This window comes from Streptomyces malaysiense, from assembly GCF_000980885.2.
Taxonomy (GTDB): domain Bacteria; phylum Actinomycetota; class Actinomycetes; order Streptomycetales; family Streptomycetaceae; genus Streptomyces; species Streptomyces malaysiense.
Window position 1 is genome coordinate 54,987 of sequence record NZ_LBDA02000116.1, and the last position, 13,383, is coordinate 68,369.

Annotated in this window: 10 protein-coding genes and 2 pseudogenes; 5 read left to right on the forward strand and 7 right to left on the reverse strand. The window is 73.3% G+C overall.

Annotated elements, in window-relative coordinates:
• Positions 1-164 precede the first annotated feature (164 nt).
• Complete coding sequence (locus tag VT52_RS33450; RefSeq protein ID WP_046417414.1) at positions 165-806, forward strand: papain-like cysteine protease family protein; 642 nt, start codon at positions 165-167, stop codon at positions 804-806.
• 5 nt (positions 807-811) lie between these two features.
• The gene (locus VT52_RS33455; RefSeq protein WP_046417413.1) at positions 812-1,627 is read left to right on the forward strand and encodes a hypothetical protein; all 816 of its coding nucleotides are present in this window, start codon (positions 812-814) and stop codon (positions 1,625-1,627) included.
• Between the two features lie 218 nt (positions 1,628-1,845).
• Here VT52_RS33455 and VT52_RS36455 read toward each other — a convergent pair.
• Together VT52_RS36455 and VT52_RS33460 are read right to left on the reverse strand one after the other, a co-directional pair.
• A pseudogene (locus VT52_RS36455) lies at positions 1,846-2,040 on the reverse strand (TetR family transcriptional regulator); the annotation flags it as partial.
• A 104-nt stretch (positions 2,041-2,144) separates the two neighbouring features.
• Complete coding sequence (locus tag VT52_RS33460; RefSeq protein ID WP_240509988.1) at positions 2,145-3,980, reverse strand: trypsin-like serine peptidase; 1,836 nt, start codon at positions 3,978-3,980, stop codon at positions 2,145-2,147.
• 272 nt (positions 3,981-4,252) lie between these two features.
• Between VT52_RS33460 and VT52_RS33465 the strand changes: the two genes are divergently transcribed.
• The gene (locus VT52_RS33465) at positions 4,253-5,026 is read left to right on the forward strand and encodes a hypothetical protein (RefSeq protein ID WP_046417411.1); all 774 of its coding nucleotides are present in this window, start codon (positions 4,253-4,255) and stop codon (positions 5,024-5,026) included.
• A 73-nt stretch (positions 5,027-5,099) separates the two neighbouring features.
• Here the strand turns inward: VT52_RS33465 and VT52_RS33470 are convergent, their stop codons facing one another.
• Together VT52_RS33470 and VT52_RS33475 are read right to left on the reverse strand one after the other, a co-directional pair.
• Positions 5,100-5,564, reverse strand: a complete 465-nt coding sequence (locus VT52_RS33470) for a GNAT family N-acetyltransferase (RefSeq protein ID WP_053055426.1) — start codon at positions 5,562-5,564, stop codon at positions 5,100-5,102.
• Between the two features lie 85 nt (positions 5,565-5,649).
• Positions 5,650-6,876, reverse strand: coding sequence for an MFS transporter (locus VT52_RS33475; protein ID WP_046417409.1), 1,227 nt, complete (start codon positions 6,874-6,876; stop codon positions 5,650-5,652).
• A gap of 46 nt (positions 6,877-6,922) precedes the next feature.
• On the opposite strand from VT52_RS33475, the gene pdxR reads away from it, so the two are divergent.
• Both pdxR and VT52_RS39830 read left to right on the forward strand, forming a co-directional pair.
• Positions 6,923-8,338 carry a MocR-like pyridoxine biosynthesis transcription factor PdxR gene (gene pdxR, locus VT52_RS33480; protein WP_046417408.1) on the forward strand — a complete coding sequence of 472 codons (1,416 nt, stop codon included), beginning with the start codon at positions 6,923-6,925 and terminating at the stop codon, positions 8,336-8,338.
• A gap of 478 nt (positions 8,339-8,816) precedes the next feature.
• Positions 8,817-8,957 (forward strand): annotated as a pseudogene (locus tag VT52_RS39830) (methyltransferase); the annotation flags it as partial.
• Between the two features lie 438 nt (positions 8,958-9,395).
• Here VT52_RS39830 and VT52_RS39235 read toward each other — a convergent pair.
• From VT52_RS39235 to dnaK, 3 genes are all read right to left on the reverse strand, one after another.
• Positions 9,396-10,637 (reverse strand): MFS transporter, encoded by a 1,242-nt coding sequence (locus VT52_RS39235; RefSeq protein ID WP_046417405.1) that lies wholly within the window; start codon positions 10,635-10,637, stop codon positions 9,396-9,398.
• 261 nt (positions 10,638-10,898) lie between these two features.
• On the reverse strand, positions 10,899-11,360 hold the full coding sequence (gene grpE / locus VT52_RS33495; RefSeq protein ID WP_046417403.1) for a nucleotide exchange factor GrpE: 462 nt from the start codon (positions 11,358-11,360) through the stop codon (positions 10,899-10,901).
• 2 nt (positions 11,361-11,362) lie between these two features.
• Positions 11,363-13,267, reverse strand: a complete 1,905-nt coding sequence (gene dnaK / locus VT52_RS33500; RefSeq protein ID WP_046417401.1) for a molecular chaperone DnaK — start codon at positions 13,265-13,267, stop codon at positions 11,363-11,365.
• Between the last annotated feature and the right edge of the window lie 116 nt (positions 13,268-13,383).

The following is a 13,383-nucleotide window of genomic DNA, read 5'->3' on the forward strand; positions in this document are numbered from 1 at the left end:
CGCCTGCCGGCACTGCGGGCGCGTTCACAACCGTACGCGCGGAGTTTACTTCAGCACCGCCTCGCGGAGGACGTCGTTGACCAGGACCCGGCGGGTGATCAAAGCTGCTGGCGCAGCGTCCGGACGCGCACCGCCACTCCCCCACCTCGACTGGGAGCACTGCCATGTCCACCTTCAACCGGGGCCGTACCCGGCCGGCGTCGCTGGCTCTCGCGGCCGTCGCCGTCCTGATGCCCGCGTTCCTGCCGGCGGCCACCGCGCACGCCGCACCCGCCTCCGTGCGACAGGCGGCACCTCGAGCCGCCGCCCACCCCTCGGTCGCCGCCGCCACCAAGCGCCTCGGCATCACCATGCAGGCGCAGCAGAACAGCAACTGGTGCTGGGCGGCGAGCGGAAACACCATCGCCTCGTGGTTCGGACGCGACTACAGCCAGAACCAGTTCTGCGACGCCGCGTTCGGCCGTCCCCAGGGCAGCGCCTGCGGCAACCGGCAGGCGACGCTGGACGAGGTGCGCAACGCCCTCGGCTGGATGGGCATCAACCCCGGTGAGTACGTGCGGGGTTATCTGCGCTACGCCACCGTGCGGAAGGAGATCGACGCCGGCCACCCCGTCGAGACACGCGTCGAGTGGAGCTCCGGGGGCGGGCACATGCATGTGCTCTACGGCTACGACGCCTCCGGCGGCCAGGTCTACTGGGGCGACCCCTGGCCCTCCAACTCCCGCTACAACTGGGCCGATTACGACTACTACGTGGACAACGCCTCGTTCACGTGGACGCACTCGCTGTACGGGATCGGAGCGTGACCCCCATGACCGCGACCCGCCCCGGCACGGCCGTCGCATCGCTCGCCGTCACCGCGGCTCTCGGCGTACTCGCCCCCGCCCCCGCGCACGCGGCCTCCGGCCCTGCCGCCCTCCCGGCGCCCTTCACCACCACGGCCACCGCCCAGGCGCGCGCGGCGGCGTCCAGTCCCGCCACCCTCCACACCGTTTCCCGCTTCTTCGCCCGCGCCGGTGCCATCAGGGCGGACACGGCCCGCCCGCACCTGGTCGGGCCCTCGGTGACGGTCTACCGCCTCGCTCCCGGGTTCGTCGCCGGACGGCCGGGCGCCCCTGTCGCCGTCCCGCGGTTCGTCGCGAGCAAGGCGGTCTCCGCCGACGGGCAGGTCGCCTCCCTGTGGACCGCGCGGACGGCGAAGGCGTGGAAGGTCGTCAACATCGCGACCGGCGGTGACGAGACCGACTACGTCGCCAAGGCACACGGCCGCGGAACCGTCTTCCAGGAACCGCAGATCGACGCCTGGTACGTGGTGCGCGACGGCCGCGTGCTCCCGCTCGACCCCGACGCGCGGCGCGCCGTGGGCAGGTCCGGTGTCTCCCTCGCCGGCTATCAGCACCTGGTCCACCGGAAGTACGGCGACAAGCTCCCCGGCTCCGCCTACGACCGCGCGGGCAGGGGCGGCGGTTACGACGGCGCCCTCGCGGCACCTCCCGCGTCCCGCGCCCGCCCGGCCGCCGCCGGCACGCCGGCGGCCGTCACCGCGGCCGCCACCGTCACGGCCGCCGCGGCCGTGACGGCGGTCCGCCTGCGCCGCGCCCGGCGCTCGCGCCGCGTCGCGGTGTGAGCGAACCCGGCAGGCCCCGACCGGGGTCCGCGCGGGGACGGGGGCCGGCACGGTGGCGCTCCGGCGCGCCGTGTCCGGTCCCCGCCCGGGGTGCGGGCCGGGCAGCCGGAGGGCGCGACGGCGGCGGTGCCGGGCGATCCGCTGCCTCTTCGCCCGACCGCCCGGCACCGGCGTCCGGGACACCGCCGCCTGGGCCGTGAACGGCGCGCGCACGCCGGCGCGAAGCGGACGTACGCGACGGCGACCGCCGCGAGTTCATCGGGAGTCGTCGGCGAGGGGTGCGCCGCGGCCAGGTACCCGGCCGGTTCGCGGTAGCCCTGCGCCGCGACCGCCGAGATCAGGGCGTCACGGTCCGCGAAATGCCGGTGGGGAGCCGCCGCCGAGACGCCGGCCCGCCGCGCCACCGCCCGCATCTACCGGCGCTGGGCCGCCGGCGGCGCCGGACTGCTGATCACCGGCAACGTCATGAGCGTGCGTGGATCCGCCGCCGGCGCGGCACCGGTGCCGGTCCGTTCGCCTACGAGGTCGGTGCGACGAGCATGTGCTCCGTGCCCAGGGCGCCGGCCGGCGTGTCGGTGTACATGGTGGTCTCGCCGTCGGACCAGCGGACGACCAGGTCGTCGGTTCGCTTGTTCCCGGTGAAGTCGCCGGTGGTCATGATGTCGTCGTGGGTCCAGACCCCGTTGGGGTTCTGGACGCGGTGCTCGACGCCGAGGCCGGACGTGGTGGTGCCGGCGTAGTCGTCGAGTTCCCCGTCGGCCCAGCGGACCATGAGGTCCCACCGCCGGCTGCCGGAGAACTCTCCGCCGGTGAGGAGGGCGGCCTTCTTCCAGGTGCTGTTGGGGGCCTTGAGCCGGTGTTCCCGGCCGAAGGTGCCGGCGCCGACGTTCGTGTAGAGGCTCAGTTCCCCGTCGGACCAGCGGACGACCAGGTCGGTGACGTAGGCGGACGTGCCGAACCGGCCGGCGCTGATCTGGACGGCGTTCTTCCAGGTGCCGTTGGGTTTGACCATCCGGGTGCCGGCCCGGTTCAGGCCCTTGGCGCCGACGTCGCCGTACAGGGTGACCTCGCCGTCCGCCCAGCGGACCAGCAGGTCGAACTGGTCGGACCCGGTGAAGTCGCCCGCGGTGATGGTCCTGGCGTTCTTCCAGGTGCCGTTGGGCCCCATCAGCCGCCGCTCGGTGCCGTAGCCGCCGTGACCGTCGCCGGGGTACAGCGTGACCTCTCCGTCGGTCCGGACCACGACCAGGTCGCTGTGGCCGGTCCCCCGGAAGTCGCCGGAGGCCATGAGCCGGGCCTTCCTCCAGGTGCCCGCCGATCCGGGCAGCCAGGGGTCCCCCGTCCCCGTGTAAGGGGCCTCCTTGCCCAACTGCTGGTGAGCGGCGGCGTGCTGGAACAGGTTCTGGGCGTCCTTGCCGTAGAGCGGCGCGTACGTCACCCAGTCGTCGTCGGCGTCGTTGCCGCCGCCGTTGTATCCGCCGGTGTCGCCGATCACCCTGCCCTTGCCCGTGGCGCTGTCGTACCCCTCGATCCACGGGCCGCCGGAGACGCCGCCGTAGAAGCCCTTGCAGGTCATGCGCATCTGCCGGAACCCTGGCAGCCGGGAGGTCGTGACGGGGCAACGGATCGGCTGATGACCGGGGTTGACGCTGCCGGAGCCGGGATAACCGATGACGGTGACCTTGTGGTCGTAGCCGCTCACGGGAGTGAAGGTGAGGGCGCCCGTGACGTCCTCCACCTTGCCGCGGCCGTTGGCACCGACCTGGGCGAAGGACAGGTCGAGGTCGGAGGCCGCCGATTTGGTGTTCGCCGTGTAGCGGGGGTCCGTGTAGACCTGGAGGACCGGGAACACGCCGAACGGCTGCTGCGCGGCGCTCTTGCCGCCGCGGTACCCGGGGACGAAGACGCGGTGCGTGGCCCTGCTCAGACCGATGCCGCAGTGCCCGGCGGTCAGCACGATGTCCTTGACGGCCGTGTGCACGACGCTGCCCGTGCAGTAGGTGTCGCCGCCGAGCGGCCTGCCGTCGAAGAAGAAGGTGCCGACCATCGGGTGGCCCGCGAAGTGCTGGGGCTCGGGCGTACCGGACGGCGGTGAGCCGTGGCCGGCGGCCGGCCGGACGGCGGCGCCGCGCCGCGGGGTGGCCGGGGCGGCGGGCGCGTCGGCCGGGACCGCGTTCTCCATTCGGTCCGCCGTCCAGTACTTCTCCTCGCCGCTGAGACTCGGCCCGTTCGGGGCCGCCGCGGGGGCCGTGGGCCGGGCGGCATGCGCCGAGGAAGCCGGGGCGGCACCGAGTATGCCCGCGCAGAGTCCGAGCGCGAGGACCGGAACCGATCGGTAGCTGGAACGCAACAAGGTGTCTTTCCGTCTTGGAGGAAGCCGAACGATGAGCGATACCGGGTCGTTGAAGTCGCATATATCGCACATGTGTTCGTCACGAAGAGGATCAGCATACCGACCGGCGACGCCACCTGACACGGCGTCGGAATACAGACAGGGCACAGGCGTTGGACAGACTCCGCAGGGCGGCCTGGGCGGCTCTCTCCCTCCTGCTGCCCTTGTCGGCCGCCGGGCCGGCCTCGGCCTCGCCGTCGACGCCGTCGCTCACGTACGGAAGCGTCACGTCGGTGCGGCCCGGTGACACGCTGACCGTCGACGCCCGGTCCGGCGAGGCCTCGTACGGCGACACCGTGCACTCGTCCGCGTTCGTCGCACCGGGCAGACTGCGCATGATGGACCCGCTGCTGACCACCACCGTCACGATCGCCTGCGACGCCCGGCCCGGTACCGTACCGGTCCTGCGGCGCGGCGCCGGAGACGTGGGCCCGGACGAACATCCGCTCCGCTGGGCGCGGGTGCGCGTCCGGCCGGCCGGCGAGGCCGCGCGCCGGGCCTGTCGCGACAGGGTGAAGGAGTTGCCCACGCCCGACCTGGAGGAGCGCTGGGCTCCGAGCGACACCTGGCCCCAGTCGGAGTGGGACGTGCGGACCTTCCGGGCCGGCAGCCGCGTCACCATCACCGACAACGACGACGAGGGTGCCGACGGGGAGATCAGCCTCACCTCCCGCGCGTTCGCCGACCGCCCCGTGCTGCGCGGCGCCAGAGCCGTACTGACCGCCACGGCCACCCTCAAGTGCGGCGCCGCGCCCGGCCTTTACGTCGTCTACCGGCACGACGCCGGTCAGCGCGGTCCGGACAGGCGATGGGCGCGCCTGCGCGTCGCCCCCGCCTCGCCCGCGAAGGCGTGCTCCACCGACCGGGCGGCGGCCCGCGCCACCGGGGCCTCCCCCACCTCCGTGCTCGCCTGGACCGCCGGCGGTGTCCTCCTCGCCGCCACGGCCGGCATGGCGCTCGTGCGCCGGGCCCGGGTCCGCCGCTTCCGGGCGGAAGGGCCGGAGTAGGGCGCACGCTCGCCCCACGACCTGGCGGAGCCCACCGGGGACGCGGTGCTCGCGCGGCCCTCGCCGTGGTGGCTCAGCGAGGGGTGTACGCCACCCGTTCGAAGGGCCACTCGCGCTCCAGCCAGTCCTTGACGACGCGATAGAGGTCTGCGTCGAGGGAAGCATGGCTCGCGCGCACCCAGGAGCGGACGTCGGTGACGGCGGGGTCCTGGCGGGAGCGGTAGATGTAGACGCAGCCGATGACGTCGTCCTCGGGGACCGACAGGACGGTGTAGGTGAAGCCGACGCGGCGGTCGAAGTCCTCGGCGTGCCGCCGGAGATCGTCCAGGTTGGCCTCCGGGGACATGCCCTCCGGAGGCGGCCAGGAACTGCCGGTGAAGTCGGGGCTGGCCCGGATGTGGGCGATGCTGGAGGTCCAGGCGGCGTGATCGGCGGCGTTGTGCCGGGGGCCGAGGGGTTCCAGGCGGAAGCGGGGGGTGGCGGGCGGAGGCGGTACGGCGAAATCGGAGGCCACGAGGGGCTGGGCGGGTGAGGTCACCGCGGGAGGTTACCCCCGGATCCCTCCCGGTCTCTCGCGAATATCGCCCGCGGCACGGTGCGCCGGCCCCGGACGAGGCCCCGCCTCACCGGGACCGAACCGCCGCCTCCCCCTCCTCCCGTCCTCGGGCCCCCGGCCTGTCCCGCCACGCCGAAGGAAGCACGAGGACGATGAGCGCCGCGGTGCAGACGAAGCCCCAGGGGTAGCCGACCTGCCGGGCGAGCACGCCGAAGCAGACGGCGCCGACGCCCATTCCGGCGTCGTAGGCGATGTTCCACAGGGCGCTCACGGTGCCGTAGCCGGAGGCGGGGACGCGGGAGTACATCAGGGTGATCGTGGAGTTCTGGGTGATGCCGAAGCCGGTGCCGAAGACGGCGACGCCGAGGACCACCGCGACGGCGCTCCGGGTGTACGCGGTGATGAACATGCCGACGGCGGACAGGGCGAGCCCGGGGAGGACCAGCCGGGACGCGCCCTTGCGGTCGCCCAGGCGGCCGGCCACCAGGCGGGCCACGGCGGCTCCGGCGGGCTGCGCGAACAGGGCCGTGGCCACCAGCCCCGCGGACGCCGAGGGCACGGCGAGCGGCAGGAAGGTCACCACGATCCCGGCGGCCAGCGCCGTGACCGCGAAGAGGACCGCGGGCCGGGATATCGCGCGATCGCGGATGCCGTCGAGGACACCGATCCGCCGTCCGGCGATGTACTCCTTCTCCGGCAGCCCGGGCAGGGAGAGGACCGGGGCCAGCGCGCACACACCGGCGGCCGCGCCGACCGGCGCGTACCCCATCTCGGAGACCAGCCAGACGCCGAGCGGCAGCCCCAGCAGCGAGGGCACACCCGAGACGACGCCGACCAACGCCAGTCCCTCGCCCCGGCGTTCGGAGGGGATGAAGGAGGCGGTCAGCGCCCCGCCCGCGACGACGGTGAGCGCGAACCCCGCGCCGCGCAGCAGACATACCACAGTGATCCAGGCGACCCCGGAGAACACCGTCAGCACCAGCGACGGCACCCCCATCAGCACCAGGCCCGCGCCCAGGGCGCCCCGGTGGCCGAAGCGTCCGATGAGGCGGGGTGCCACGACCTCGCCGGCGACCGTGGCCAGCATCAGGGCGCCCGTGGTCGCCCCGGCGCCGTTCCTGCCGGCCCCGGAGTGCTCGGCGTACAGCGGGACGACCGACAGCAGCAGGTAGAAGCTCGCCGACGCGCCGAACATACTGATGAAGCGCAGCAGCAGCGGACGCGACACCAGCGGGGGCCGGCCCTCGGGCCCGGTCGTCGGCGCCGGCGGATTCGGTGGATCGGTGGTGGTCATGGACGCACCCTAGGAAGCGATCAGCTCACCGTTAAGCTCCAATTCCATGTCTTCCGAGTGGTCCAATGCGTCCTCGGACCTGCTCTGCGCGATCGACCGGGACAGCGGCGAGCCCCTGCGGTCCCAGCTGGAACGCCAGGTGCGCGAGGCGATCCGCACCGGCCGGCTGCGAGTGGGCGAGCGGCTGCCGCCCTCACGCGAACTCGCGGGCACGCTCGGCCTGTCGAGGGGGCTGGTCCAGGACGCCTACGCGCAACTGCTCGCCGAGGGCTATCTGGTGGCGCGGGTGGGCTCCGGCACCCGGGTGGCCGCCGGTGCGTGCCCGCCACCCGTGCCACCGAGGCCGCGACGGCCCGCCGGGCGGCCGACGCTGCTGGCCGATTTCCGGTCGGGCGTACCGGACTTGAGCGCGTTCCCGATGCGGGACTGGCTGTGGGCGGTGCGGGAGGCGGCCCGCCGGATGCCGGCGGCCGGGCTGGACTACGGCGACCCGCGGGGCAGCGCGTCGCTGCGCGAGGTGGTCGCCGGGTACGCCCGCCGGATACGCGCGGCGGCGGCCGACCCGGAGCACATCGTCATCTGCTCGGGGTACGCCCAGGGCCTGTCCCTGACCCTGGCCGCCCTCGCCCGCCGCGGGGTGCGCCGCGTCGCCTATGAGGATCCCGGCTCGCCCGCCTCGGTCCGGGCCGCGGCGGCCGCGGCGGGGCTGGAGGCGGTGCCCGTTCCGGTGGACCAACACGGCATGGATGTCGCGGAGTTGACGGCGACGGGTGCGCGGGCGGTCGTCGTCACGCCGGCGCACCAGTGGCCGACCGGGGTGGTGCTCGGACCCGAGCGGCGGCTGGCCCTGATCGCGTGGGCGGCCGCGCACGACGCGGTGATCGTCGAGGACGACTACGACGCCGAGTTCCGCTACGACCGCGAACCGGTCGGTGCCCTCCAGGGACTGGCCGCCGACCGGGTGGTCTCGATAAGCACCGTCAGCAAGTCCCTGGCGCCGGCGCTGCGCATCGGCTGGCTGCTGTGCCCGCCGGCGCTCGCGGACGCCCTGGTGTCGGTCAAGCGCGCCAGTGACCGCGGCTCGCCCGTCCTCGACCAGCTCGCGCTCGCCGGACTGATCGAGTCGGGCCGTTTCGACCGGCATCTGCGCCGGATGCGCACCACCTACGCGGCACGGCGCACCGCCCTGCTGGCGGCGCTCGCGGAACATGCCCCCGACGTCACCGTGACCGGCCTCGCCGCCGGCTTCCACGCGGTGGCCCATCTGCGGGACACCGCGGACGAAAGGGCCCTCGTGGCCGCCGCCCGCGCCCGCTCGGTCGGCCTGTACGGGATGAGCGACTTCCGTACCTCCGGAGCGACCACACCGCCCCGGCTCGTGCTCGGTTTCGGCAACGTCGGCGCACGCGCCGTCACCGCCGGGATCTCCGCGATCGGCGATCTGTTGCGGGAGCAGGGCTGATCACGGGGTGGCGGCCCGGCCGCGCCTTCGGCCAGGAACTCGCCCGGGGGGTAGTCCAGTCGCGGCGGCCGACCGGCACGGGCGCAGGGCGGCGAACCGGTGCGCACGCCGATCCCGCGCCCGCCCGTGCGGCCGAAACCGTTCGGTGCGGGCGAGCGCCCAGGCCGCGCCCCGGCTCGTCCGTGCTGTCATGACCCGGGACGAACCGCCGGGGGAAGGAAACCAGATGACGGAACGCACGAGTTACGAGCGATCTCTCGAACGAAGCCGCGCGGCTTCGAGCCGGCCGGACCGTCCGGACACCTTCACCATGGCGGGCCTCGCATGGGACCTGCTCGACGACGTCTTCGCCCCGCCCTTCTCCAGGACGACCGAGGCGGCCATGGACGTCCTGGGCCTGACCGGCGCGGAGGCGCCCCTGCTTCGCGCCGGGGGCTCCTTCCTGGAGGTCGGCTCGGGCACCGGGATCATCGCGGTCATGGCCGCGCTCCGCGGCGCCGCCCGGGTGGTGGCCACGGACATCAACGCGCGCGCCGTGGAGAACACCCGCCGCAACGCCGGGCGCCACGGCGTCGGCGACCGGCTGAGCGCCGTACACGGCGACCTGTTCTCCGCGCTCGACACCGGCGACCGCTTCGACTGCGTGTACTGGCACTCCAACTTCGTGCTGGCCCCGGACGACTACCGCTACCGCGGCGACCACGAGCGCGCCTACATCGACACCGGCTACCGCGCCCACGAGCGCTACCTGGTGGAGGCCCCCCTCCGGCTCACCCCCGGCGGGCAGGGCCCTCCTCCAGTTCAGCGACCGCGGCGACCTCCCACGCCTGACCGCCCTGGCCGCGGCCCACGACCGCCGGCTGGAGGTGCTGCGCCGGCACCGCTTCCCGGAGGGCACGGAGACGCTGGAGCACATCCTGCTGGAGATCCGCGTGGCGTCCTGAGGGCCGGGCGATCCGCGATCGCGGGAACGGCCGGGGGCCGCCGTTCCCGGTCCGGGGCCCGTGCCCCCCGTCAGGCCCGCTCCGCCGACCGGCCCGTGCCCGCTCCCCCTCCCTCACGCCCGCTGTCCGAGTTCCGTCCTGTCCCCGGCGAGGGCCGGCGCCGGCGCCGCGGAGACGCTCTCGCGCAGGCGGCCGAGGCCGGCGGCCGCGGTCAGCAGGGCGAGGGCGGCGGCGCCGACCGGGAGGACGTAGCTGTTCTGGGCGCCGAAGCGTGCCACGGACCAGCCCGCGAGCGTGCTGCCGAGCGAAGAGCCGCCGAGGAGGCTGGTCACGGCCAGGGTCATGCCTTCGTTGATCTGGGAGCGCGGGATCAGCTCCTGGACCAGGCCCATGCCTGTGATCATCGTCGGTGAGGTGGCCGTGCCGGCGATGAACATCAGGGGCACGAGCGACCACAGGCCGCCCGCGAGGGTCAGCGGGAGCATCAGCACGGCCATGCCTCCGACGCCCGCCAGGAAGCGGGTGGTGCTGGAGCCGCGCGGGGTGAGCATGCCGTAGAGCAGGCCGGCGAGCGCGGAACCGACCGCCTGGAGGGCCAGCACCGGACCGGCCGAGGACCTGTGGTGCAGGGCATCGGTGAGAGCGATCGTGACCACTTCGAGGGAGCCGAACAGGGAGCCGGCGAAGAGGAAGACGAGCATCATCACTTGCAGGCCCCGGTTGGTGAGCGGGGAGCGGGCGACCGCGGGACCGGCGGGCCGGACCGGGGGTTCGGTGCCGCGCTGCAGCGAGAAGAGGACCGTGCCGCCCAGGGTCAGGACCAGCGGTGCCACCCGGCCCGCCTCGGGGGCGATGCCGGTGGCCAGCGCCACCACGATGATCGGGCCGAGGACGAAGCACGTCTCGTCCAGGACCTGTTCGAAGGAGTTGGCCGCGTGCATGCGGTCGGCGTCGTCGCCGTAGATCTCGGCCCAGCGGGCGCGTGCCATGCCGCCGACGTTCGGCGCGGTGGCGGAAAGGATGTCGGTGACGAACAGGGTCCAGGTCGGTGCGCCGGTGGCGAGGCAGACGACCAGGGCGGCCGACATGGCCGCCGACCAGACGGCCGCGGGGACGGCCGTACGTGACTGGCCGTAGCGGTCGACGAGGCGGCCGAGCAGCGGGACGGTGATCAGGGTGGCGGCGAGGGAGGCGCCGCCCACGGCGCCGGCCAGCGCGTAGGAGTGGCGTACGGCGGCGACCATCACCACGGTACCGACGCCGGACATGGACAGGGCGAGCCTGGCCAGGAAGCCGGTGGTGGTGAAGCCGACGCTCCCCTTGGCGGAGAACAGTCTGCGGTACGGGGCGAGCATGCGTGGTCTCTCCGTTGCGGGGCCGTGGGAAGGACGGGACGGACGGAAGGGGGCGCTGTCGCGGTCACCAGGGCGCGAAGAGGGCCCGGGAACACGGCGTCCCGATCATGAACGCCCCGCCCGAAAGCGGGAGTTGAGGATATCGACCGCTCACCGTGTGTCAGCGCCCAGGACATCCGGCCTGGCAGCCGGCGGCACGAGCGGGCCTCACCCCGCGAGCGTCCGCTGGTGACGGGACGGTGCCGGGGGGAGCGGCTTCGATCAGTGCGACGGAGGGCCGGTCACCTCCACCGCGGCCGGGCGCAGCAGGTGCGGGCCGGCGCGGTAGCCGGAGCGCAGGATCCTGGTGCAGGTCAGCTCACTTTGCTGTGGGGTCACATGGTGGACCAGGGCCACGTGCCGGCCGGGGTCGAAGGGCTCGCCCTCCTGGCCGAGGGGCTCGAGGCCCAGGGCGCCCAGCTGGGTGCGCAGGGTGTCGGCGATGTCCGCGAGGCCGGGCGTGAGGGGCTCGTGGGCGCAGGTGCGCTCGACGGCGTCCAGGACGGGCAGGAGGGTGCGCAGGACGTTGGCCGCGGCGATCTCCCGTACGGCCGCCCGGTCCCCGCGCACCCGCTTGCGGTAGTTGTCGTACTCGGCCTTCACCCGCTGGAGGTCGGCCGTGCGCTCCCGGACCAGGCACCGCAGCCGCGCGGGGTCCGCGTCCGGGAGCCGGCCCTCGTCCATCGTCAGCCCGCCTCGGGCCGGTCGTCGTCGACGATCTCGGCGTCCACGACCTCGTCGTCCTCCGGGGCCGAAGACCCGGCGGGGGCCGGCCCGGCGGACGAGGCCGCGCCCGCCGCCGTGCCCGCACCCTGTTCGCCCTGTTCGCCCTGGGCGCGGGACTGTTCGTACAGCGCCGTGCCGATCTTCTGGGCGGACCGGGCCACTTGTTCGGTGGCCTCGCGGACGGCGGCGGTGTCCGCGTGCTCGTCCTTGAGCCTCGCCTTCAGCTCGGCGAGCGCCGCCTCGGTCTCGTGCCGCGCCTCGGCGGAGATCCGCTCGGGGTTGTCGCTGATGAGCCTCTCGGTCTGGTAGACGAGCTGTTCGGCCTGGTTGCGGGTCTCGGCGGCCTCCCGGCGCTGCCGGTCGTCCTCGGCGTGCTGCTCGGCCTCGCGGACCATGCGGTCGATGTCGTTCTTCGGCAGCGCGGAACCGCCGGTGACGGTCATCTTCTGCTCCCTGCCGGTGCCGAGGTCCTTCGCGGACACATGCATGATCCCGTTGGCGTCGATGTCGAAGGCGACCTCGATCTGCGGGAGGCCGCGGGGCGCGGGCGGCAGTCCGGTCAGCTCGAACATGCCGAGCTTCTTGTTGTAGGCGGCGATCTCGCGCTCGCCCTGGAAGACCTGGACGGACACCGAGGGCTGGTTGTCCTCGGCGGTGGTGAAGATCTCCGAACGCCGGGTGGGGATCGTGGTGTTGCGTTCGATCAGCTTGGTCATGATGCCGCCCTTGGTCTCGATGCCGAGGGACAGCGGGGTGACGTCGAGCAGCAGGACGTCCTTGACCTCGCCCTTGAGGACACCGGCCTGGAGCGAGGCGCCGATGGCGACGACCTCGTCCGGGTTGACGCCCTTGTGCGGCTCCTTGCCGGTCATCTCCTTGACCAGACCCGTCACCGCGGGCATCCGGGTCGAGCCGCCGACCAGCACCACGTGGTCGATGCCGGACACCTTGATCCCGGCGTCCTTGATCGCGTTGTGGAACGGCGCCTTGCAGCGGTCCAGCAGGTCGGCCGTCAGCTGTTCGAACTGGGCGCGGGTGAGCTTCTCGTCCAGGTGCAGCGGGCCTTCGGCGGAGGCGGTGATGTAGGGCAGGTTGATCGTGGTCTCCGAGGAGCTGGACAGCTCGATCTTCGCCTTCTCGGACGCCTCCCGCAGCCGCTGCACGGCCATCTTGTCCTTGCCCAGGTCCACGCCGTAGTGGTTCTTGAACTGCTGGACCAGGTGGTCGACGACACGCTGGTCCCAGTCGTCGCCGCCCAGGTGGGTGTCGCCGTTGGTGGCCTTGACCTCGATGACGCCGTCACCCATCTCCAGCAGGGACACGTCGAAGGTGCCGCCGCCGAGGTCGAAGACGAGGACCGTCTGGTCGTTCTCCTTGTCCAGGCCGTAGGCGAGCGCGGCGGCCGTCGGCTCGTTGATGATCCGCATGACGTTCAGACCGGCGATCTCCCCGGCCTCCTTCGTCGCCTGCCGCTGGGCGTCGTCGAAGTAGGCCGGGACGGTGATCACCGCGTCCGTGACGTCCTCGCCGAGGTATGCCTCCGCGTCCCGCTTCAGCTTCTGGAGCACCCGCGCGGAGATCTCCTGGGCGGTGTAGCGCCTGCCGTCGATGTCGCCCTCGTCGGGGAAGCGCCAGGAGTGATCACCCATGTACCGCTTGACCGAGCGCGCGGTGCGCTCCACGTTGGTGACGGCCTGGCGCTTGGCCACCTCGCCGACCAGTACCTCGCCGTTCTTGGCGAACGCCACGACCGACGGAGTGGTGCGCGCGCCCTCCGTGTTGGTGATGACGGTGGGTTCGCCGCCCTCCAGGACCGAGACCACCGAGTTCGTCGTCCCGAGGTCGATTCCGACCGAACGCGCCATGGTGAATCCTCCCTTGCCGGCTGCTCCCCCACCCGTGTTCCCCGGTCCTCCTCGCCTATAGAGGTTCGGCTGCGTCCCGCAGCGGTTCCGCTGCGTCGTACCGGCGAGCCGCCCCC